Raw genomic sequence first — 20,803 nt, 5'->3', positions numbered from 1 at the left:
CATAAGGACCGAAACGAGCGTTTCGCATGACCCACGATGCGGTTCAGGTTTGAACGACCCCGTCATGGGAAATTACGATGCGTCAGATCGACCGAAGGCGAAAGAAGACCGACCATGGAAACCGACAACGAACCGACCGTGGGCGCTCGCGTCAAGGTACGCACTCGCAACGACGACAAGTCCGAAGCCGACAGTTCTGGATCCGACGCCTACGAGACCGGCGCAATCGTCGACGACTTCGGAGTCCAAGCGACCGACAGCACCTCGCGGAACTGGGCTGTCGCCAAGCGTTGGGCCGTCGCTCTCGACAGCGGCCGATTGGTATTCGTCGACACCGACGATCTCACGCTCGCCTGAGCCTCAGATCTCCTTGAGCGGTACCGCTCCGAGTTCGCTCACCAGCAGCTCCATGGCGACCGTTTCCGGGTCCCGACGAACCGACGGGTCCGCGGGTTCGGCCGCGGCCTTGAGCAGTTCTTCCTCGTCCTCCGGTGTCTCCGGAGGCGGCGGACCTACCGGCTCGGGATCATCGGGATAGTCCGGGGCCTCGGGCATCGGAATATCTGCGTCCGATCCATCGCCCGCTGAACCGAAACCGTCCGACGTCGGACGGGGAGCCCCTGCCTGGCTCGGCCTCGAGAACTTCGGCAGCGACGCGGGTTTCGCTGCCGGTTCATCTTTTTTTGCTGATGACGGTTCCGGTGTTGCCGCAGCACCCACCAGACAGACCACCGACCATTCGACGCCGAACACGTCACGCAACGCGTCCCGAATGACATCGGCGTTGCGGGGTTCTTCGAGACGCTTCGCCAGCGGTGCCGAATCGTGGCCGAGAGTGATGGTGCCGTTCTCGACGGTCCGTACCGACGCACCGGACAACATCACCTCGACGGTCCTGCTTCGCTCTCGTACCTTGGTTCGCACCTCGGACCACACCGCGCGGACGGCCGCCGCATCCGGCTCGTTGGAGGCCACCGCGGGTGCCGCGACAGGCTCGGGTTCGGATTCGTACACCGGCTCGGGCTCCGGGCCGTACTCGTCCTCGGGCTCCGGCGGAAAATCCTCATGGGACAGCGAAGGTTCCGAATGCTGTTGCGCTGCAGCGGGAGTCGTGACCGGTGCCGATTCGGGGGTCGGTTCCGACGCGGGTGCCGGTTCGGGCGTGGGTGCCGGTTCGGGCGTGGGAGCCGGTTCGGGTGTCGGGACCGGTTCGGGTGTCGGGACCGGTTCGGGTGTCGGAGCCGGTTCGGGTGTCGGAGCCGGCTCGGGTGCGGGAGCCGGTTCGGGGGCTGCAGGCTCGGGTTTGGGAGCTGCAGGCTCGGGCACCGGAGACGGTTCCGGGACCGCCATGGGTTCGGGTGCCGCGACAGGCGCAGGCGCTGGTGTCGGAGCGGGGGCTGGTGGTGCAGCGGGTGCGGACTCGGCGGCCGGCTGTCGCTGGGACGGCCGCTGGAACTTGTTCACCGGGGGCGGGCCGGAGGGCGCAGGCTCGTCGGTCGCGGGCAGCTGTGGTCGTGTCGGGTCTGCGGCTGCCTGTGCCACTGCCGCTTGCTCACCGGCAGGGAGCGTGACGTCCAGGCGACGTTCGACGCGTTCGAGCCTTTGCAGTACGGCCGATTCCGCATCGGAGGCCGAGGGCAGCAGCATCCGTGCGCACATCACTTCGAGCAGCAGACGCGGCGCGGTGGCCCCTCGCATTTCGCCGAGGCCCGAGTGGACGATCTCGGCGTAGCGAGTCAGCGTCGCCGAGCCGAGCAGGTCCGCCTCGTCGCGGAGTCGTTCGAGGACGTCGCCCGGCACGTCGACCAGGCCACGTTCACCGGCGTCGGGTACGGCCTTCATGAGGATCAGGTCTCGCATGCGGTCGAGAAGGTCGATGGCGAAGCGACGTGGGTCGTGGCCCGCGTCCATCACCTTGTCGACGGTGCCGAACAGTGCGCCGCCGTCTCCCGCGGCCAGGGCGTCGACGGCCTCGTCGATGAGCGCGACGTCGGTGACGCCGAGCAGCGACAGAGCTCGCGGATAGGTGACGCCTTCCGGTCCGGCTCCGGCCAGCAACTGGTCCATGACCGACAGCGAGTCACGCGGCGAGCCGCCACCCGCGCGGATGACGAGTGGATAGACCGCGTCCTCGACCGGGACCTGTTCCTGACCACAGATCTTTTCGAGCAGGCCCCGCATCGTCGACGGCGCGAGCAGTCGGAACGGGTAGTGGTGGGTTCGCGAGCGGATGGTGGGGAGCACCTTCTCGGGCTCGGTGGTCGCGAAGATGAAGACCAGGTGCTCCGGCGGTTCCTCGACGACCTTGAGCAGCGCGTTGAATCCGGCCGGGGTGACCATGTGCGCCTCGTCGATGATGAAGATGACGTAGCGCGACTCGGCCGGGGCGTACACGGCTTTGTCTCGAAGGTCGCGGGCATCGTCGACGCCACCGTGGCTGGCTGCGTCCATCTCGACGACGTCGAAGTTGCCGGGCCCGCCCGGTGCCAGTGCGACGCAGGAGTTGCACACACCGCAGGGGGTGGAGGTCGGTCCTTCGGCACAGTTCAGCGATCGGGCGAGGATGCGCGCCGAGGACGTCTTTCCGCAGCCACGAGGGCCTGAGAAGAGATAGGCGTGGTTGATTCTGTTGGAATCGAGCGCCACGCTGATCGGTTCGGTGACGTGCTCCTGACCGACGACTTCGGCGAACGTCGCAGGACGGTACTTCCGGTAGAGGGCCACGCCCGAAAGGGTACCGGCGACCGACGACACAGTTGCATCGTGCATCAGTGCGGACCGGCGGACACCGCTCTGATGTTCATGATCGCGAAGCTTTCCCGAGTGCCGGTGGACGTCGACAGCGCGAGTAGCCAGTTGCCGTCCTGCAGCGCGTCCGAGATCGCGTGCCGCACGATTGCGCCTTTGGAGTTCTGATAGTCGATCGAGACGGGCGCGCCGCGCGCTGCGGCGTCGGTCAGCGCGTCGAGCTCCCGTGGCAGCAGTCTGCTGTGCCTGCTGAGTGCGGAGCGCACCCGCGCGTCGTCGACGGTGTCGGGGTCGCCTGTCTGCAGCAGCTGTGCCAGCTCGCGTGATTCGCGTCGAGCCGGTGCTGCGGGTGCGCTCGGGTGCGGGGTGCGGGTGGTGTTGGCGCGGACCTTGGTCGCGCTGTCCAGCTCGAGCCGGCCGGTGTCGGAATGTCGCACCGGGGAGTATCCGTGCCTGCGCAGCACCGCGAGAGTGTCGATGGGTGTGGCAGAACTGATCAGGACTGTCGGCGCGAGCCGCTGAAACTTCAGCACCGCCAATGCCTCGTCCGTCTCGATGTTCGTCAGCAGTACGACGTCCTCGGAGACGATGGCGCACGGGATCTTGCGCACGGCCAGTGCGCCGTAGGTGCGCCAACAGTCTCGGATCGTGTAGGCCAGGGCTTGGGGAACGTCGGTGTCGGCCATCTCGGCGAGGGCGTCGATCAACTCCTCCCCTGTACCACCGGTGTCGAAGAAGCTGCGGATCGTCGCCGGGGTGAACCGCCAGACCGACGCCACTTCCCGCGACTCGGGTTGCGCGGCCGCACCGAGTATCGACGCCACCTCGGTGCTCGGCGGCCCGGTGACCACTGCGGTCGAATCGGGCAGCAGGCGCACCGAGAACGGCACCCAGTCGGCCAGATCCTGTAGCTGCGTTGCCAGCGCGGAGGCGATCTGACGCGGATCGCCGTCTCGGCCCACTCGGAAGTCCGTCAGGGTGGCGCACAGATCGGTCGGTGCGCCGTCGACCAGAACTCCGAGGCGGGTGGCCTCGGCCCAGAGTGCGCGCACGTGGCCGGGCCCGGCGCTCGTCGAGACGACCGGGATATGCCACTCGAGGTAGCGGGCGAATTCGTCGGGATCGGACAACACCGGCGTCGGGCTGTCGGATCCACCGAGGCGCAGAAGAGCCGTCAAGGCAGTCGAACGCACGTCTGCGGCTGCGGGATCGTCGAGCATCTTCTTGAGCACCGGCGCGGTCTTCTGGGAGGATCGTGGCACCCGATGGGTCGGAGTGAAGGGCGAGCACCACCACGCGGCCAGCAATGCTGCCGCCTGCTCGGATCGCGAGCTCGTCGACCATGTTTCGTAGGTCGAGGTCAATGCGATACCGGTCTTTCCCCGGTCGGCGAGCAAACCGGCTTCGCGCGCCAGCATCAGCATCAGCGCGGTGTGATGCTCGTCGGCGAATCCCAGACGAGCAGTCAGCGCACGGAGCTCTTTGGCGCTGAGGCCACCGGTCTTCATCATTGCCAGGCCATCGGTGTCGATTGCCGTCAACAACGCCTGCGTGTGCTCACAGAACTGCAGCAAGGCGATGGAGCGGGCGCGCTGCGAGTCATCCTGCGAGAGAGCATGAGTGCCAAATTCTGGAAGCCTGAGCTCGATGGGCAATCGCCACCCGTCTCCTCGCAGCGCGATGCTCACTTCCAACGGCACCCCGACGCTATGCCCGTCCAATCGATACAGCAGCCCGCGCTCGAAGGCGGCCGTACCTGCGGTCGGCGGCACATCGAAGATCAATGACGCCGGTTGTCCATCGACGAAGCGAGACAACATCTCTCGCATCTCGGGCGGGCCGTCGTCGTACAAAGCTCGGATACGTTCGGGGGTCATCGCGGCCGCGACGGCGTCGGCGCGTTCGGCTCGATCGAGCGAGGAGTCGACTCCGAGGCGGGTCAGCAAAGCAAGTCGGTCCTGCTCGACGGCGCAGTGCAAGAACAACTTTCGCTGCCTGCGAGCAAGCCCAAATGGGTGCGAGAACACGCCGGACAGATCGACGGGGCGGTACTCGACCGCGTCCGAGCCCCCTGCCGTGTGCGGCCAGATCAGGCCGTAGGCCATCAGCGTGTTCAGGGCCGTATCGATATGCGCCGTCTCGTTCGAGATTCCCTCGCCCGTCCAGTGGCCGATCTCGGCGCGGCTGAGATCTTCCATGAGCGCGAACAACTCGAGCAGGTCGAGCGCACCTCTGTCGAGTTTCCGCGGTAAGGCCGCCACCCGCCAGGGCGAGCCGAGGAGTTGCGCGAGCAACCCGAACGAGCGGGGTGGCGGGTCGGTTGCCACGTCCGGTCGACGTCGCAACAGATCCGTCAGTGCGTCCTCGTCGAGCGAGGCCAGCCACCCCTCGTACGTCCCGATCTTCTCGGTCATCTCGTCCCCCCCGGCGCAAGTTCTGCCACAACGTACCGACGGGCACCGACAGACTTATTTGTTCTTGGCTGCCGCTTTCGCTGCCTTCTTGAATTCGCGTACCTCGAGCAGGGACTTCTCGTCGACGACATCGGCGATGGATCGACGTGCACCCTCGTCGCCGTACGCTCCGGCGGCCTTTCGCCACCCGTCGGGCGTCACGCCCATCTGTTTGCCGAGCAGCGCGAGGAAGATGCGCGCCTTCTGATCGCCGTAGCCGGGAAGTGCTTTGAGACGCTTCAGAACCTCGGCGCCGTCGGGGTCGTCGCGGGTCCAGATCTCCTGCGGCTTACCGTCGTAGTTCTCGACCAGAAATGCGGCGAGTCCCTGGATGCGCTTGGCCATCGAGCCGGGAAAACGATGCACGGCCGGGGTCTGCGCGCACAATGCGGCGAAGTCGTCCGGATCGGCGTCGGCGACGGTATCCACCTTCAGATCACCGAGACGGTCGACGAGCTTCTTCGGCCCGGCGAAGGCGGATTCCATCGGCACCTGCTGATCGAGAAGCATGCCGATCAAGAGCGCGAACGGATCCTCGGCGAGCAATGCATCGGCCTCCGGATCGCCGACGAGGTTCAGAGTGCGAGACATGGCCTCGATCCTGCCACGCGCCATCTACAGCGGATGACGATTGCTCCCACAAGCCGGTTCAGTGGCGCGCGAGGCGGCAGTGACAAGCCCGCGGATTCTCTCGAGAACCCGCCCGATCAAACCAATACAGTTCGCCGTGCAGGCCGGCGGACACGTCAGGAGCTCACGACCGCGCACGGCCGGCGCGTCGCCCGAGAGCAGACAGTCTTACTACGACGACAGCCAGTGCGACCACCGCACAGGTCAAGGCTGGGTACACGATCATCGTTGTTACCCAGCCAGTGTGCTCGACGATCACGGTGCCGGTATCGGAGTCGCGGCCGACGCATTCTCGACCGAGAGGCCACCACGTCTGCCGGTCCTCGACGGGAAACGGCTCCACCTCGTAATCCGGCGGCCGGTACCCGAAATACTCGGGAAAGGCTTCGCGACAACCTGATTGGTTTGCCCACCGATAGCTGAACGCACAAATGGTCAGGAAAGCAATGCCGAGGGGGAGCCACACCAGCGTGACGGCGGCCATGCACAAGCCGTCACGTGAACGAACAGCCGCAATCGATACCACCACCACGATCATGAATCCGGCAATGAAGATCACGATTCTCAGTCGACCGAACCGGCTACCACCAACGCGATAGCCTGCAGAAGCGGCCGGTCCACGTCGGTTTCCGATGCCGCGATCTGCACGTCCACTCGGGTGCCCGACGGTTTGACCAACGTGACGTCCTCGATCGGATCACCGTCGAGAGTCATTGCACTCGCGCCGGGGTTGTCGTCGCGAAATTCCGAACCGTCCGGCAATGTCACCGCACCCCATGGATTCTCGGCGGGCACGTAGTCCGCGTCGATCACCCTGATCATCAGGGTGCCGTCGTCGGCCAGCACGGCTCCGCACGCGCCGGCCGATCCAGAAGGGGCAGTTCGCATCGAGCCCAGCGGTCTGTCGAGTTCCACTGGCATCTCGGCCGCTCGCCAGAACTCGTCCAGGGAGGCATTGAGGCGATCGACGGCCTCCGGCGAGAACTGCCCTGCACCCTTGGAATTGGTGTCGCACGAAATTGGAAGTGGGAGAGTTCCCTCCGGAACCGGTGCAGACCAGAGCAACTCCGGCCGCAGCGCTATCGTGCGCAACTCCTCGATCGACAGTGGCACGGAACCGGTGGACACGTAATTAGCGTTCCGGTCCGATGATGACGCAACGACGACGGAATTATCGGGTGCGTACACGCGCACGATATTCGAATGGGTGCGATCCCCGTCGAATTCATCCCAGGTGTCCCTGGTGTCGACGACGGTTCCGTCGGAGAGAATCTCGCGAGCGTCCAGCCACCCGGCCTGGCATGGCTTGGGACCGTCGTCGACGCGGGTCACATTGACCATCAGCGAACCTTCGACACCGTCGCGAGACACTATGCCGTCCGCGGAGGTGCCGGGGTCATACGCTCCGTCCGCGCTGGCAACCGGCTGAAAAATCAGCGGATCACCGCCGGACCAGAACGTCGAACCAGCAACGACGTCGACCTGAGAGGGAAGGGCTTTGCGCACTGCGATCGACATCGAGTTCGCCTTTTTCGACGTCAACCACGGGTAGGAGGGGTCGTCGTAGTCACGGCCCACGATCACTTCGTAGAACTGATCTTCCTCGGGCGGCTCTACCGATGCGCACCCTGGGATGTCCACGGGGTATTCGACAGGCTCACTGCCATAACCCATTTCCGACTGCCCCATCGGCTGGTGAGTAAGCCCTGCGAACACGACACCGACGACAACCACAGCGCCGACGACGATCACATCGGGCCACACACCACCACGCCGCAACGACATTCGCACGGGCCGCAGCCTAACGCGCCTCGCCGCGACAGGGTCAGGTGATCGACACCAATTGGGTGATGTCGTCGAAGGGCAGCGGCCCATCCACGACGGCTCCGACGACGGCGCTGTTGAGGATGATCGATCCGCCGTGATTGTCGAGGAATGCGGTGTCGGCTGCGTCGCGTCCGGTTGCGATGCGCACCAGGGTCGATCGCGGCGCGAGGCAGGTGGCGTCGACCACTCGCCATTGTCCTTCGACGAAGGCTTCGGCGACAGCGTGGAAGTCCATCGGATCGCAGCCCGGCGCGTACACGGCCACGAGTCGAGCGGGCACGTTCACTGCGCGGAGCAGTGCGACGACGAGGTGGGTGTAGTCGCGGCACACCCCGGCACCGGCGAGGAGGGTGTCGACGGCGCCGTCGATGGGGTCGCTGCTTCCGGGAACGTAGCTCAGCCGGGCTCCGACCCAGGACGACACCTCGGCGAGCAGCTTCTCCGACGGCGGGTACGAGCCGAATTCCGTTGCCGCGAAACCGAAGAACTTGTCTGCCTCGGCGTAGCGGCTCGGCCGCAGATACAGCGACAGGTCGTAATCGGACACCGGTGCCGGGTCGGTGTTGCCGTAGATCGTCGCCGAGTACGACGCTTCGAGCTTGCCGACGTCGGCGTGCAGCTTGTGGATGCGAGTGCCGTGTGCGCCGCTGATCTCCTGCGCTTCGACGGGCTGGCCGTCGAGTGTGAACGAGAGTGCCTCCCACACTTCGGTTCCTGGGTGCGGCGCGATCGCGATCTGGAACTCGAGGGTGCTGGCCTCGGTCACATCGACATCGAGGTACGCGGAGACGTCACGTTTCATCGTGCCGATCCTGCCATCTCCGAGCGGTTCTCGCAGACTAAGACTCGTCGGTGGGGCGCGCTCCGGTCACCAGGAAGATGACCCGTTTCGCGACCTCGACGGTGTGGTCGGAATAACGCTCGTAGAAGCGGCCGAGCAACGTGATGTCGACGGCGGCCGGTACACCGTGCGGCCAGTCGGGCGCGGAGGTCAACATGAACAGGCTGCGGTGAAGAGCGTCCATCTCCTCGTCCTGCGTTCGCAGACTCGCGGCGAGTTCGGCGTCCCGCGTCTCGAGCACCCGTTGGGTCGCCTCCGCTTGAGCGATGGCTACCCGACCCATCTCGGTGAACACGCCCTCGACCTCGGGCGGCAGCACATGCGCGGGGTGACGGCGGCGGGCCAGCTCGGCGATGTGCACCGCGAGTCCACCCATGCGCTGGAGGTCGGCCACGATGTTGATCCCGGATACGACACGGCGCAGATCGTGAGCAACCGGCGACTGTCGAGCGAGGAAAGCGAAGGCCTCGTGTTCCCATTCGACGGCGAGAGTGTCGATCTCTTCGCGGTACTCGATCGTCTGCTCGGCGAGCACGATGTCGGCGGTGAGCAGCGCGCGCGTGGCGTCAGCCATCGCTCGTTCCGCGATTCTCGACATTTCGGACAGCTCCGACGCCAACGTGTCGAGCGCCTCCGTGTAACTGTCCCGCATGTTCACTCACCCCAACCGCTCGACAGCCCAACCTCAGGGCATTGCAGGGCAGTACCCTGCTGCGCATCCTTCTACACCCTCACACCGCTGTGGGCTCGTTGGAGAACTCGACGGTGTGACGTCGGTCATTCCTGCTGACACGAATCGATGGTCGACATGGGAGGGAACGCCGAACGGCCCGCGCTCGGTGAGCGCGGGCCGTTCGATCATCGGTTGCCGATCAGCAATTCGACGGGGCGGGCACTCCGTAGAAGCGATCCTTGATCCAGCTCTGAGCTTCGCCGAGACCGAGGATGTCCGGGATCAGATGCCCGGCACCGGAACCCGGCACGATAGCCGGGACCTGCGCGGAACTGAGCTGCACTGTTGCACCCTTGCCGCACCAGTCGCCGGCCAGTTCGACGGCCTGACCGTGGGGCACGATGTCGTCGGAGGTACCGGACTGGATCAGTACCGGGGCATTCGGCGTACGCTCACCGATCTTGTTCTTGGCCAGGATTTCCTGCGCGACGGGCAACCTGTCCAGCACGACCGACAACGGCTCGCCGGTCTTGGTGTACTCGTTGGTGCGGTGCAGCCCGACGTTCAGAATCGTCTCTCCGACACACTGATTCGCGACCAGGTTCAGCATGGCCTTTCCTGCGTCGTTGATGTTCTCGTCGACGATCGGCTGCAGACCGGGGTCGGAATTGAGCAGGCCGTTGAGGGTGTAGCCGATCACGCCCGTGAGGATGGTGCCGTCGACCTGTTCGAGGGTCGCCTTCAGATCCGCGGGAGGTGCTCCTGCGTAGGTGCCGACCAGGTCGAGTTCCGGGGCGTATTCATCGGCGATCTCGGCCGCCGCTGCGGCAGCTCCGCCACCCTGCGAGTAGCCGTAGGCCGCGACCGGGCCGTCGCCGGAGATCTTGGTGCCCTGCAACTGCCGAGCTGCGCGGGCCGCGTCGAGCACGGCATGGGCCTCGGACGCGCGGTTCACATAGGTGTGCGCGCCCGGCGTGCCGAGACCCTCGTAATCGGTGATCACGACGCCATAGCCTTGGGAGAGAAGCGAATACGCGGCCAGTACCTCGTACTCGACCATGAATCCGAGCGGCGGGGTGTAGGTGATGACGTTGTTGAGCATCTTCGACGGCGCGCACTGATCGCCCTGCCCCTGCGTTCCCGGTGCCAACACCACGAGCGGGCGCGGCCCCGGACCGGTCCACGGCGCGGCCGGGTCGATGTAGGTACCCGTGACGGCGTTGGCGTCGTCGTTGGAATCGGTGCTGCGGTACATGATTCGGGTTGCCTCACCCGGCAGGGTGCCGCCGATGCCCGGCACCGACAGCGCGAGATGCGAAGGCTCGGAACGAATCACGTCGCCCGGCGCGCCGGCGGGCAGCGGGCTCGGCGGAATGTAGAAGTCGGATTCGACGGTCGAACCCGTCGACGGTGCTGCCGACACGGCCGGCGCAGTCACCCCCATGAACACTGCCATCACTGCCACGGCCGAACCGAAGACACGCGTCGAACGCAAATCGAACCCCCAACGTCTGAACACCTGCTGCCAGGTGTGCGCTACCCCGCGTAGCACTTACCGTGACGCACCTTACGTGACGGCGCACACAACGTACAGACCGAAGTTGGACGAATCACCAGTCAGCGGCGGCGACCGTGCATGGCCGCCTTCGCCGTATCCACTTCGTCGTCGGTGAAGGGACGTCCGGGGAGCTCCGATCGGGGTACCGAATCACCGCGCAGGCCGTCGAGCAGCACCGTGAAGTACCGACGCCAGTTCGCGGGATCGACATGACTGGAGAATTCGACGGTCGAGCCGATCATCCCCAGCACCGGATAGAAGTCGGTGACGGCCACATCGGGACGCAGCTGACCGGATTCGAGGGCGCGATCGACGATTTTCGCGAAGAACGGATCGATCCGTCGGCGCATCTCCGCGATGCCGCGGCACCCCTCGTCCGACCCGAGGACCACATCACCGAGCCCGCGGTCGGAGGCCATTTCCTCGCATACGTCCGAGAGAAAGCCCACCAACCCACTCCAGGGATCTTCCGCTTCGAGGGCGCGTTCGGCACTGGCGAGCATTCCCTCGAGGCGCTGCTCGAAGACGCCGTCGATGAGCTCTTCCTTGCACGAGAAGCGGCGATAGACGGTGCCGACGCCCACCTTGGCGTGTGCGGCGACGTCGTCGAGCGTGATGTCGATACCGCGGGAAGCGAACAACTCGCGAGCCGCGTCCACGATGCGGCGTCGGTTGCGTTCGGCATCCGCCCGTAGGGGCTTCGATGCCGCTGTGTCCGCTCTCACACTCATTCGATGTCCGTTTCACCCGATAAGCGGAGGACATTCCTCCACTTAGCTGCTACCTTTGCCCTACAACCGGAGGATACACCTCCGCATAGTCGAACCGAGGACACCATGACCACCCTTTCATCGGAGAACGTGGACGGCGCAACGTCGACCACGACGCCGGCGGACGAGCGTGCGCACCGGAATCGCTGGTTGATTCTCGCCACTCTCGGACTGGCCCAGCTCATGGTCGTGCTCGACGCGACCATCGTGAACATCGCACTCCCCGCCGCCCAGCTCGATCTGGGCTTCGACAACGCCGACCGCTCCTGGGTCGTCACCGCCTACGCACTCGCGTTCGGCAGCCTGTTGCTCCTCGGTGGACGCTTGAGCGACCTCTTCGGTCGACGTAACACCTTCCTCATCGGCCTCGTCGGCTTCGCGTTGATGTCGGCAGTGGGCGGCGCGGCCGTCAACTTCGGCATGCTCGTCGCTGCCCGCGCCGGTCAGGGCGTCTTCGGTGCGCTGCTGGCACCCGCGGCCCTGTCACTGCTGGCCACCACCTTCACCGACACCAAAGAACGCGCCAAGGCCTTCGGCATCTTCGGTGCCATCGCCGGCGGCGGAGGCGCACTGGGTCTACTGCTCGGCGGCATGCTCACCGAGTGGGCCAACTGGCGCTGGAGCCTGTACGTCAACCTGATCTTCGCTGCGCTCGCCTTCGTCGGAGCCTTCCTGTTCTTGGCCAAGCACAAGGTCGACGTCCGACCCAAGCTCGACATCCCCGGAACGATCGCCGTCTCCGCTGCGCTGTTCTCGATCGTCTACGGCTTCGCCCACGCCGAGTCCGACGGCTGGAGCAACCCCGTCACCCTCGGCTTCCTTGCGGCAGGTGTCGTTCTTCTCGCCGTCTTCGTAACCATCCAGAATCGCGTCGAACACCCTCTGCTGCCGCTGCGCATCGTTCTGGATCGCACCCGGGCCGGATCATTCCTCGCGGTGTTCGTCACCGGCGCAGGCATGTTCGCGGTGTTCCTGTTCTTGACCTACTACCTGCAGAGCACGCTGAAGTACACCCCGATCACCACCGGGTTCGCGTTCATGCCGATGATCGCGTCGCTGATCCTCACCGCGACACTGTCGACGGCACTGATCCTCCCCCGGTTCGGACCGCGCATCCTCATGACGACCGGCCTGGTCGTCGCGTCGATCGGTATGGGACTGCTCACCCAGATCGATCTGGACAGCAGCTACGTCACGCACATCCTGCCCGGCCTGATCATCATGGGTCTCGGACTCGGTGCCACCATGGCACCGGCCATGCAGGGCGCAATCTCGGGCGTCGCCCCGGACGACTCCGGCGTCGCGTCGGCAACGGTGAACACCATGCAGCAGGTGGGCGGCTCGATCGGCACCGCACTCCTGAGCACCGTGGCAGCCAACGCCGCTACCAGCTACGTCAGCTCCAACATGGCGACGGCAACCGATGCGGCTCTGCTGCAGGCCAACGCCGAAATTGCCAGCTACACGACCACCTTCTGGTGGGCGTCGGGCATCTTCCTACTGGGCGCGGTGCTCTCGGCCACGCTCCTGAAGAAGGGGCCGCTGCCCTCCGCTCCCGAGGGTGCGGTCGTCGTCGGGCACTGAGAGCGGCTTCGCCGCATGTGAGTGGAAACGCGTAGCCTGCTACGAGTTTCCACTCACATGCGTTCAGCCTTCGAGCAGTTTCTCCGTCGCGGCCAGCAGAACGCAGGTTGCGACGCCGTCCATCGACTTCTCCAGCTCACCGAGCGACGGGAAGCTCGGGGCGAGGCGAATGTTCTTGTCTTCCGGATCTTTTCCGTACGGGAAGGCCGAGCCGGCGGCCGTCAGAGCAATTCCGGCGTCCTTGGCCAGCGCGATCGACCGAGCTGCCGTGCCCTCGAGCACGTCGAGGCTGATGAAGTAACCACCCTTGGGCTCGGTCCACGACGCGATCTTCGACGCACCGAGCCGGTCCTCGAGGATCTGCTGCACCAGCGCGAACTTGGGCTTGAGAATCTCGCGATGCTTGGCCATGTGAGCCCGCACCCCCTCCGCGTCACCGAAGAAACGCAGGTGCCGCAGCTGGTTGAGCTTGTCCGGGCCGATGCTCTTCTTACCGAGGTGCTTCTGATACCAGGCGAGGTTCTCCTCGGAACTGCCGAAGAAGCTGACGCCCGCACCGGCGAACGTGACCTTCGACGTCGAGGCGAACACGAACGCGCGATTGGGGAAACCGGCCTCCGCCGCCATCCCGATGACGTCGTAGGACGGCGCGAACTCCTCGGTCAGCGGATGCACCGCGTAGGCGTTGTCCCAGAACAGACGGAAATCAGGCGCAGCAGCCGGCATCGTGGCCAGTGCGCGAACGACTTCCTTCGAGTAGACGGCTCCGGTGGGGTTTGCGTAGTTCGGCACCACCCACATGCCCTTGATCTGCGGATCCGACGCCACCAAGTTGGCGATCTCGTGCACATCGGGTCCGTCGGGACCCATCGGCACCGTAATCATCTCGATGCCGAAGCTCTCGGTGATCGCGAAGTGACGGTCGTAGCCGGGGGCCGGGCACAGGAAGCGAACGTTCGGCTCCGCCGACCACGGGCGCGGCGAATCCGACAGCCCGTGCAGCAGAGCCCAGACCATCAGGTCCTGCATGATCTCAAGGCTGGCGTTGTTACCGGCCACCAGGTTCTTCACCGGGATGCCGAGCAGTTCACCGAAGATGGCACGCAATTCCGGCAGACCCGCAAGGCCACCGTAGTTGCGGCAATCGGTGCCGTTGCCGTCCTTGTAGTCCGCGCCGGGGAGCGTCAGCAGCTCGGCAGCGAGATCGAGCTGCTCGGGCGACGGCTTGCCGCGGGTGAGATCCAGCTTCAGATTCTCGGCTTTGAGCTGCGTGTACTTCGCGCTCTGCCGCTCGTGCTCGGAGGCGAGCTCCTCATGGTTCATCAGACCCAACTGGGTTTGCGCTGGCATGCGGAGCGGCCTCTCGGTGACTGGGTTCCCCGGACAGTGTCTATGTCACTGAAATAAAGGGGACCCCGCGCACCCGGCAGAGCCCATTGACCCTTGCTGCCTTCCGGCCCTGGGGGAGTTCACAGGATGCGCGCCGCGCGGGATCCGTTAGGAAGTGTAGCCGCCTCCCGTCGAGCAACGCATCACCACCCTTCGCGCCTCCCGATTTGGGAGATGGTGGGGGTAACCGGGTAAGCTCCCCCACGGAGGATTCGCCTAGTGGCCTATGGCGCTCGCCTGGAACGCGGGTTGGGTTAACGCCCTCAGGGGTTCAAATCCCCTATCCTCCGCCAGAGAAGCCCCCGTGACACGTCACGGGGGCTTCTTGCTGTTCGGGGAGGGGTGCTCCGGCTCGCGCCCACCCGTCTCCCGATCAGCCCACCCGTCTCCGGATCAATGGGCGTTCGAGTCCGTCTGAGTGCAACAAAGCCGCATTCATCCGGTGGGGTGCGGCGACCCGATCCGGATGAATGCGACTTTGTTGTGCACTGGACCCCGTGGGTTGGACCGGTTAATGGAAATCCTAGGCTGCGAGGGCCTGGGCTCGGTATTGCACCGGGCTCAGGCCGTCGAGTCGTAGCGAGATGCGGTCGTTGTTGAACCAGTCGATGACACCATCCTCGAACAACGCTACCGCCGCGACCCGCTGATCCTCGGTAAGTGAACTTCGTGCACGCATACAAAACTCCCCGGTAGTCGGAACTGAATTACTCAGTCCAACTTCCGGGGAGCTGTGCATTGCAATCTGAGCGACTGAAACCCACATTGATCCCAAAGTGGGGGCGCAGCAGACCGGCGTCACCAATCTAACGAGCCGACCAACCACCGTCCATGATGTACGACGCCCCGGTGACCATTCCTGCGTTCTTGGACGTCAGCCATCCCACCAGTGAAGCGACTTCGTCCGGTTCGACAAGTCTCTTGATGGCGGCTTCGGTCAGCAGCACCTTCTCCAGCACCTCGTTCTCGGGAATCCCGTGCGCCTTGGCCTGATCGGCGATCTGTTTTTCCACCAGCGGTGTGCGGACGTATCCCGGGTTGACGCAGTTGCTCGTCACGCCATGCGCTGCACCTTCGAGGGCTGTCACTTTCGACAGTCCTTCGAGTGCGTGTTTGGCGGTGACGTAGGCGACCTTGAATTCCGACGCCCGCAGTCCGTGCACCGACGACAGATTGATGACTCGGCCGAACCGGCGGGCATACATCCCAGGCAACGCCGCACGAATCAGCAGGAACGGTGCCTCGACCATCAGCGTCTGTATTCGACGGAATGCGCCGGGGTCGAAATCGACGATCGGTGCGACGGTTTGGATACCCGCATTGTTGACGAGGATGTCGACGTCCAACCGAAGGTCGTCCAGCGCGGTGGTGTCGAGCAGATCGACCGACCACACCTCGCCGTCGAGCTCGGCCGCCAATTCCTTTGCTGCGACGTCGTTCACGTCGGCGATGGTGACGCGGGCACCGCGGCCGGCGAGCTCACGCGCGCACGCGGCCCCGATGCCGGACGCTCCCCCGGTGACGAGGGCGGAGCGTCCGGTCAGGTCGGTCACCGCTTTACACTCGGATCGAGCAGACCGGCCTTCGCCAGCTCGGCTTCGGTGGCCAGGTTCTTGGCGTCGGCAATGTCGATGCTTTCGAGCGCCAATCCCTTTGTCTCCCTGGCTACGACGACGGCAACCACGGTGATCGCGCAGGCCACGGCCAGGTACACCGCGATGGGCACGGACGAGCCGTAGATGTCGAGCAGCTTCACGGCGATGATCGGGGCCAGCGAGCCGGCGACGATCGAGGTGACCTGATAGCCGAGGGACACACCGGAATACCGCATCCGCGTCGGGAACATCTCGGCCATGATGGCCGGCTGCGTGGCGTACATGAAGGCGTGGAACATCAGGCCGATGATGATGGCCAGCAGGATGACGACGCTGTGGCCGCTGTTCATCATCGGGAAGGCGAAGAAGCCCCACGTTGCCGCGGTGAGGGCACCGGCGAAGTACACCGGACGGCGGCCGATGCGGTCGGCGAGCCTGCCCACCAACGGAATCGTGCAGAAGTGGATCGCGTGGGCGATGAGCATCCACCACAGGATCGTGCTGGTGTCGGTGCCGACCTCCACCTTGAGGTAGGTGATGGAGAAGGTGACGACGAGGTAGTACATGACGTTCTCACCGAAGCGCAGACCCATCGCGGTGAATACGCCACGCGGGTAACGCTTCACGACCTCGAAGACGCCGTACGACGCGGCCTTGATGACCTCGGCCTGCTTGTGTGCCTCGAGGAAGATCGGGGCGTCGGAGACCTTGGTACGGATGTAGTAGCCGACGAAAACGATGACGGCAGAGAGCCAGAACGCGACGCGCCAGCCCCAGCTGAGGAAGGCTTCGTCGGACAGGGTTGTCGTCAGGACGAGCAGTGCGACGGTGGCGAGGAGGTTACCGGCGGGGACGCCTGCCTGCGGCCAGCTGGCCCAGAATCCGCGGCTCTTGTTCGGGCTGTGTTCTGCGACAAGGAGAACCGCGCCACCCCATTCGCCGCCGACGGCGAAGCCCTGAATGAATCGCAGGGTCACCAGCAGTGCCGGGGCCCAGTAGCCGATGGCCTCGAATGTCGGTAGGCAACCCATGAGGAACGTGGCTCCGCCGACGAGGACGAGGCTGAACTGCAGCAGCTTCTTTCGGCCGTACTTGTCTCCGTAGTGTCCGAAGACGATGCCGCCCAGGGGTCGTGCGACGAAGCCGACGGCGTAGGTGACGAAGGCCGCGAGGATGGCGTCGAGTTCACTGGTTCCGGCCGCGAAGAAGATCTTGCTGAACACCAGTGTGGCGGCGGTTCCGTAGAGAAAGAACTCGTACCATTCGACGATGGTGCCGGCCATCGATGCTCCGACGACCTTCTTCAGGCCGGTGGGGGTGGCATCGGGGTCCGGCTCGGACCTTTCTGCCAGCGGTTGGTCGACGCTCATAGCTTCTCCTGTGTTGCTCGGCACTGCGTGCTCGTGTTTGTGACAGACCACACATGTAGCGGGGTTGGTCTGAGTATTGGTGCAGATCTTTTTCTGCGCAAGAGGCATGGACGCAGGTTCGATCTGCAAAACTGCACACATGACACGCGGTGACGGGAAGGTTCCCAGTGCCGACGATCTGCTGGTCCTGCTCGCCGTCAGTCGAACCGGACGCTACAGCTCCGCTGCCGACGACCTCGGCATCAACCACACGACCATCTCCCGACGCATCGCCGCACTCGAGGACACCCTCGGCGGACGAGTGCTCACCCGTGCCGGCGGAGGTTGGGAACTGACTCAACTGGGGCACGGCGCACTGGCCGCTGCCGAGGCCGTCGAAAACGCGCTGCAGACGCTGGTCTCGAGCGACGCGGGTGCGCTGAAGGGCGTCGTACGCATCTCGGCCACGGACGGTTTCAGTGCTTACATCGCAGCCCCTGCGGCTGCTCGCGTGCAACGCACTCATCCGCTGGTGTCGGTGGAGATCGTCGCGACCACCAGACGTGCGTCGAGGCAACGGTCCGGACTGGACATCGAGATCGTCGTCGGACAACCGCAGGTGCATCGCGCGGAGGCCATCAGGCTCGGCGACTACGTGCTGGGTCTGTACGCGTCGCAGACCTACGTGGACGAGCACGGCACACCGCAGGTGCCGGCCGACCTCGCCGCCCATCCGTTCATCTACTTCATCGACTCGATGCTGCACGTCGACGATCTGGATCTGGCCCCCAACTTTACTCCGACGATGCGCGAATCGGTGACGTCGACCAACGTCTTCGTCCATGTCGAGGCCACACGAGCCTCGGCAGGCATCGGATTGTTGCCGTGTTTCATGGCCGACCGACACCCCGACCTGCAACGAATCCTGCCCGACGCCATCGCGGTGACCCTGACCTACTGGCTCGTCACCCGCACCGAAACCCTCAGACGACCCGAAGTGTCCGCAGTGATCGACGCGATTCGTGCGGTGGTCACCGAACAACACTCGGCTCTACTGGGTGAGAAATGAACGCACGGAACCTACGCCCCACAAGGAGAGTCCCCTGATGTCCGATATCGATTTCTATTTCGATCCGGTATGCCCGTTCGCGTGGGTGACCAGCAAATGGGTTCGCAAGGTTCAGGCCCAACGCGACTACACCGTCGACTGGCGGTTCATCTCGCTTCGCCTGCTCAACTCCCACATCGACTACGACGCCCATTTCCCACCCGAGTACGAGGCCGGCCACACCGCGGGTCTGCGATTACTGCGGGCCGCTGCCTCTGTTCGTCGTGAGCATGGGTCGGACGCTGTCGGGCCGCTGTATCAGGCCCTCGGAACGCACATCTTCGATACCGAGATCGTGCCCGACGACGCAGCGAGCCACGGACATCGCGGCACCGCGGCATTCCTCGGGCCGATCCTCGAGGAAGTCGGGCTGCCCACCCATCACACTGCAGCACTCGATGATTCGACGATCGACGACGAGATCCGGGCCGAAACCGATCATGCGCTGTCGCTGACCGGCAAGGACGTCGGAACTCCCATCATCGCCTTCGAGCCGCCGGACGGTGTGGCGTTCTTCGGTCCGGTGATCAGCCGACTACCCAGCGACGAAGAAGCAGTACCGCTGTGGGACAACGTGATCGGACTCGCACGATTCCCTGGATTTGCCGAGATGAAGCGCAGCATGCGTGAACTCCCCCAGTTGAAGGCACTGGGGGTGACGGAGGACGAGGTTGGCGTGCAACAGGATTGGCACGGCGGGAGCCGACGGCAGAAGAAGTGAATTGCCCTCCGATCTAGTCGGTCAGTACGTCGTCCATGTTGCCGACGTCCGGGGTCCCGGTGTCGAGGCCGTACCGCAGGTAGACGGTGCCCTTGCCGTCGACGGCCGGTGGCTCGAGCAGCGTCAGATTGCTGGGCACGGTGCCGTCGGCGAACACCTTCTTTCCCACTCCGAGAAGGATGGGATGCACCCACAGATCGAGTCGATCGAAGAGCTTCTCGCGCAACAGGGTCTGCACCAGATCGAGACTTCCGACCACCTTGATATTGTCGTGTCGATCTCGGATCTCACGCACGGCTCCGGCCAGGTCCGGTCCGAGCTGGGTCGAACCGTTCCACAGCAGATCGGGTGTGCCGCGGGAGGCCACGTATTTCGGGATCGTGTTGAACAACGTTGCGAACGAATCGTGTTGGTGCGGCCAGTACGCGGCGAAGATGTCGTAGGTGCGCCGCCCGAGCAGGAGCGCATCCGTGCCCTCGTAAGCGGCGGCGACCTGCGCCCCCGAAACCTGGTCGAGCAGAGGAGCCTGCCAGCCGCCGAAGGGAAAGTTCTCGGGGTCTTCCTCTGGGCTTCCGGGTGATTGCGCGACGAGGTCGAGGGTGGCGAACAGCTCCAACGTGATGAGGCCCATGATTGCTCCTGGTTCTGTAAGACGAAAGCTTCTTCAGCTCAATACTTTCCGAAGTGTTTCGGCAAATTCGGTCGGCTTTCCCATCTGACCGAATTCACCGCCGAGGAAGCCCGAGTGGCCACCGGGAAAGACGATCGGCTCCGATCCGAGGGTCGATGCAGTGGAATATGCTGCGCGAGCGGCGATGTGACCGTCCTCGGGACCGCCGGATTCTTCGCCGACTCCGATCACGACCGTGGTGGGAGCAGCACGCACCGCGTCGACGTCGGGCGCGAAATCGACTCCGCCGCCTCGCATGTTGGACATCAGGGCGTCGTCGCGGGTTCCGTCGTCCTTGGCCGAGAGGCCGAACTGCGCCGGGTCCAGTGCCGGGCGATCGAAGAACGTGTTGTCGATGGGGCCTGCGTGCATGAGCAACGCCATGAACTGGGCCATGGCCGGACCGCGGCCGTGAGCGTCGTATGCGGCCACCATGTTTGCGCACACGGTCGCGATGTTCTCGCGGTCCGGCAAGGTGCCTCCGGCGGGTGGTTCGTGGGCCACCAACGTCCGCACATCGGACGGGTATCTGCTGACGAGTACCAGCGCATTGACCGCACCCCCGCTCGAGGCGAACACATCCACAGGCCCATGGCCGACGGCGGTGAGCACTGCATGCAGGTCGTCGGCATGTTGGCCGAAGGTGACCGCGGCCGTCGTGTCGTCTCGTCGACTGCGTCCCACATTTCTCGGGTCGTACGTGACGACCACGCGGCCACGGAAATGCGATGCCAACGTCCCGAACCCGCTCGCATCCATCGGTGAGCCGATGAGCACCAAGGGAGTAACCCCGGGCTCGAGTTCGCCGACCACGTCGTACGTCAGGGTCGCACCGGGCACGGAAACTGTGTGTGTCGTCATGCTGGTGTGGACCTCGGTACGAGCGA

The 20,803-nt window shown here is 64.8% G+C and carries 19 protein-coding genes, 1 tRNA gene and 1 other RNA gene; 5 read left to right on the top strand and 16 right to left on the bottom strand.

What is annotated here, in order from left to right; all coding sequences use genetic code 11:
* Positions 1–114 precede the first annotated feature (114 nt).
* Positions 115–357, top strand: a complete 243-nt coding sequence (locus J1M81_RS23005; protein ID WP_094663969.1) for a hypothetical protein — start codon at positions 115–117, stop codon at positions 355–357.
* Positions 358–360: 3 nt separating this feature from the next.
* Here the strand turns inward: J1M81_RS23005 and J1M81_RS23000 are convergent, their stop codons facing one another.
* The 9 genes from J1M81_RS23000 to J1M81_RS22960 form a co-directional block, all read right to left on the bottom strand.
* Positions 361–2,724 (bottom strand): DNA polymerase III subunit gamma and tau, encoded by a 2,364-nt coding sequence (locus J1M81_RS23000; protein WP_206498916.1) that lies wholly within the window; start codon positions 2,722–2,724, stop codon positions 361–363.
* A 44-nt stretch (positions 2,725–2,768) separates the two neighbouring features.
* Positions 2,769–5,162, bottom strand: coding sequence for a helicase-associated domain-containing protein (locus J1M81_RS22995; RefSeq protein WP_206498915.1), 2,394 nt, complete (start codon positions 5,160–5,162; stop codon positions 2,769–2,771).
* Positions 5,163–5,216: 54 nt separating this feature from the next.
* Entirely contained in the window at positions 5,217–5,792 is a 576-nt protein-coding gene (locus J1M81_RS22990) for an HhH-GPD-type base excision DNA repair protein (protein WP_027494555.1), read from the bottom strand.
* Between the two features lie 163 nt (positions 5,793–5,955).
* Positions 5,956–6,390, bottom strand: coding sequence for a hypothetical protein (locus J1M81_RS22985; RefSeq protein WP_032399303.1), 435 nt, complete (start codon positions 6,388–6,390; stop codon positions 5,956–5,958).
* A 5-nt stretch (positions 6,391–6,395) separates the two neighbouring features.
* Positions 6,396–7,622: a hypothetical protein gene (locus J1M81_RS22980; protein ID WP_155288572.1), complete on the bottom strand. Its 1,227-nt coding sequence runs from the start codon at positions 7,620–7,622 to the stop codon at positions 6,396–6,398.
* A gap of 34 nt (positions 7,623–7,656) precedes the next feature.
* Complete coding sequence (locus J1M81_RS22975) at positions 7,657–8,460, bottom strand: transglutaminase family protein (RefSeq protein WP_045841454.1); 804 nt, start codon at positions 8,458–8,460, stop codon at positions 7,657–7,659.
* 37 nt (positions 8,461–8,497) lie between these two features.
* The gene (gene phoU / locus J1M81_RS22970) at positions 8,498–9,151 is read right to left on the bottom strand and encodes a phosphate signaling complex protein PhoU (protein ID WP_027494559.1); all 654 of its coding nucleotides are present in this window, start codon (positions 9,149–9,151) and stop codon (positions 8,498–8,500) included.
* A 220-nt stretch (positions 9,152–9,371) separates the two neighbouring features.
* Positions 9,372–10,628: a lipase family protein gene (locus J1M81_RS22965; protein ID WP_045841657.1), complete on the bottom strand. Its 1,257-nt coding sequence runs from the start codon at positions 10,626–10,628 to the stop codon at positions 9,372–9,374.
* Between the two features lie 161 nt (positions 10,629–10,789).
* Positions 10,790–11,461: a TetR/AcrR family transcriptional regulator gene (locus tag J1M81_RS22960; protein WP_032369276.1), complete on the bottom strand. Its 672-nt coding sequence runs from the start codon at positions 11,459–11,461 to the stop codon at positions 10,790–10,792.
* A gap of 105 nt (positions 11,462–11,566) precedes the next feature.
* Between J1M81_RS22960 and J1M81_RS22955 the strand changes: the two genes are divergently transcribed.
* On the top strand, positions 11,567–13,084 hold the full coding sequence (locus J1M81_RS22955; RefSeq protein ID WP_032364593.1) for a DHA2 family efflux MFS transporter permease subunit: 1,518 nt from the start codon (positions 11,567–11,569) through the stop codon (positions 13,082–13,084).
* Between the two features lie 63 nt (positions 13,085–13,147).
* On the opposite strand, the gene J1M81_RS22950 is transcribed toward J1M81_RS22955, so the two are convergent.
* Positions 13,148–14,434 carry an aminotransferase class I/II-fold pyridoxal phosphate-dependent enzyme gene (locus tag J1M81_RS22950; RefSeq protein WP_032373957.1) on the bottom strand — a complete coding sequence of 429 codons (1,287 nt, stop codon included), beginning with the start codon at positions 14,432–14,434 and terminating at the stop codon, positions 13,148–13,150.
* Between the two features lie 54 nt (positions 14,435–14,488).
* Positions 14,489–14,583, bottom strand: an RNA gene (gene ffs, locus J1M81_RS22945) — signal recognition particle sRNA small type.
* A 95-nt stretch (positions 14,584–14,678) separates the two neighbouring features.
* Between ffs and J1M81_RS22940 the strand changes: the two genes are divergently transcribed.
* Positions 14,679–14,766: transfer RNA gene (locus J1M81_RS22940), tRNA-Ser, on the top strand.
* A 230-nt stretch (positions 14,767–14,996) separates the two neighbouring features.
* Here the strand turns inward: J1M81_RS22940 and J1M81_RS22935 are convergent.
* From J1M81_RS22935 to J1M81_RS22925, 3 genes are all read right to left on the bottom strand, one after another.
* Positions 14,997–15,152 (bottom strand): IS3 family transposase, encoded by a 156-nt coding sequence (locus tag J1M81_RS22935; protein WP_206497673.1) that lies wholly within the window; start codon positions 15,150–15,152, stop codon positions 14,997–14,999.
* 127 nt (positions 15,153–15,279) lie between these two features.
* The gene (locus J1M81_RS22930; protein ID WP_206498914.1) at positions 15,280–16,026 is read right to left on the bottom strand and encodes a 3-hydroxybutyrate dehydrogenase; all 747 of its coding nucleotides are present in this window, start codon (positions 16,024–16,026) and stop codon (positions 15,280–15,282) included.
* Positions 16,023–17,438, bottom strand: a complete 1,416-nt coding sequence (locus tag J1M81_RS22925) for an MFS transporter (RefSeq protein WP_206498913.1) — start codon at positions 17,436–17,438, stop codon at positions 16,023–16,025. The genes J1M81_RS22930 and J1M81_RS22925 overlap by 4 nt, the downstream gene beginning before the upstream one ends.
* 139 nt (positions 17,439–17,577) lie before the next feature.
* Between J1M81_RS22925 and J1M81_RS22920 the strand changes: the two genes are divergently transcribed.
* Positions 17,578–18,486, top strand: a complete 909-nt coding sequence (locus tag J1M81_RS22920; RefSeq protein ID WP_155288574.1) for a LysR family transcriptional regulator — start codon at positions 17,578–17,580, stop codon at positions 18,484–18,486.
* Positions 18,487–18,523: 37 nt separating this feature from the next.
* Positions 18,524–19,246 carry a hypothetical protein gene (locus J1M81_RS22915; protein ID WP_206498912.1) on the top strand — a complete coding sequence of 241 codons (723 nt, stop codon included), beginning with the start codon at positions 18,524–18,526 and terminating at the stop codon, positions 19,244–19,246.
* Between the two features lie 13 nt (positions 19,247–19,259).
* Here J1M81_RS22915 and J1M81_RS22910 read toward each other — a convergent pair whose 3' ends face one another.
* Both J1M81_RS22910 and J1M81_RS22905 read right to left on the bottom strand, forming a co-directional pair.
* Positions 19,260–19,877, bottom strand: a complete 618-nt coding sequence (locus J1M81_RS22910; protein WP_032384115.1) for a dihydrofolate reductase family protein — start codon at positions 19,875–19,877, stop codon at positions 19,260–19,262.
* Positions 19,878–19,910: 33 nt separating this feature from the next.
* Positions 19,911–20,777 (bottom strand): alpha/beta fold hydrolase, encoded by an 867-nt coding sequence (locus J1M81_RS22905; protein ID WP_206498911.1) that lies wholly within the window; start codon positions 20,775–20,777, stop codon positions 19,911–19,913.
* Positions 20,778–20,803: the final 26 nt, after the last annotated feature.

It is taken from the genome of Rhodococcus sp. KRD175 (assembly GCF_017168275.1).
Lineage (GTDB): Bacteria > Actinomycetota > Actinomycetes > Mycobacteriales > Mycobacteriaceae > Rhodococcoides > Rhodococcoides fascians.
The sequence above is the reverse complement of the archived record's forward strand: the minus strand, read 5'-3'. Positions and strand labels throughout refer to the sequence as shown.

What these genes read in the sequence shown, in the direction of transcription:
- J1M81_RS23005 (WP_094663969.1), top strand. Translation starts at nt 115, where the DNA reads ATGGAAACCGACAACGAACCGACCGTGGGCGCTCGCGTCAAGGTACGC.
- J1M81_RS22915 (WP_206498912.1), top strand. Translation starts at nt 18,524, where the DNA reads ATGTCCGATATCGATTTCTATTTCGATCCGGTATGCCCGTTCGCGTGG.
- J1M81_RS22990 (WP_027494555.1), bottom strand. Translation starts at nt 5,792, where the DNA reads ATGTCTCGCACTCTGAACCTCGTCGGCGATCCGGAGGCCGATGCATTG.
- J1M81_RS22955 (WP_032364593.1), top strand. Translation starts at nt 11,567, where the DNA reads ATGACCACCCTTTCATCGGAGAACGTGGACGGCGCAACGTCGACCACG.
- J1M81_RS22910 (WP_032384115.1), bottom strand. Translation starts at nt 19,877, where the DNA reads ATGGGCCTCATCACGTTGGAGCTGTTCGCCACCCTCGACCTCGTCGCG.
- J1M81_RS22935 (WP_206497673.1), bottom strand. Translation starts at nt 15,152, where the DNA reads ATGCGTGCACGAAGTTCACTTACCGAGGATCAGCGGGTCGCGGCGGTA.
- J1M81_RS22925 (WP_206498913.1), bottom strand. Translation starts at nt 17,438, where the DNA reads ATGAGCGTCGACCAACCGCTGGCAGAAAGGTCCGAGCCGGACCCCGAT.
- J1M81_RS22960 (WP_032369276.1), bottom strand. Translation starts at nt 11,461, where the DNA reads ATGAGTGTGAGAGCGGACACAGCGGCATCGAAGCCCCTACGGGCGGAT.
- J1M81_RS22965 (WP_045841657.1), bottom strand. Translation starts at nt 10,628, where the DNA reads ATGGCAGTGTTCATGGGGGTGACTGCGCCGGCCGTGTCGGCAGCACCG.
- J1M81_RS22920 (WP_155288574.1), top strand. Translation starts at nt 17,578, where the DNA reads ATGACACGCGGTGACGGGAAGGTTCCCAGTGCCGACGATCTGCTGGTC.
- J1M81_RS22975 (WP_045841454.1), bottom strand. Translation starts at nt 8,460, where the DNA reads ATGAAACGTGACGTCTCCGCGTACCTCGATGTCGATGTGACCGAGGCC.
- J1M81_RS22995 (WP_206498915.1), bottom strand. Translation starts at nt 5,162, where the DNA reads ATGACCGAGAAGATCGGGACGTACGAGGGGTGGCTGGCCTCGCTCGAC.
- J1M81_RS22950 (WP_032373957.1), bottom strand. Translation starts at nt 14,434, where the DNA reads ATGCCAGCGCAAACCCAGTTGGGTCTGATGAACCATGAGGAGCTCGCC.
- phoU (WP_027494559.1), bottom strand. Translation starts at nt 9,151, where the DNA reads ATGCGGGACAGTTACACGGAGGCGCTCGACACGTTGGCGTCGGAGCTG.
- J1M81_RS22905 (WP_206498911.1), bottom strand. Translation starts at nt 20,777, where the DNA reads ATGACGACACACACAGTTTCCGTGCCCGGTGCGACCCTGACGTACGAC.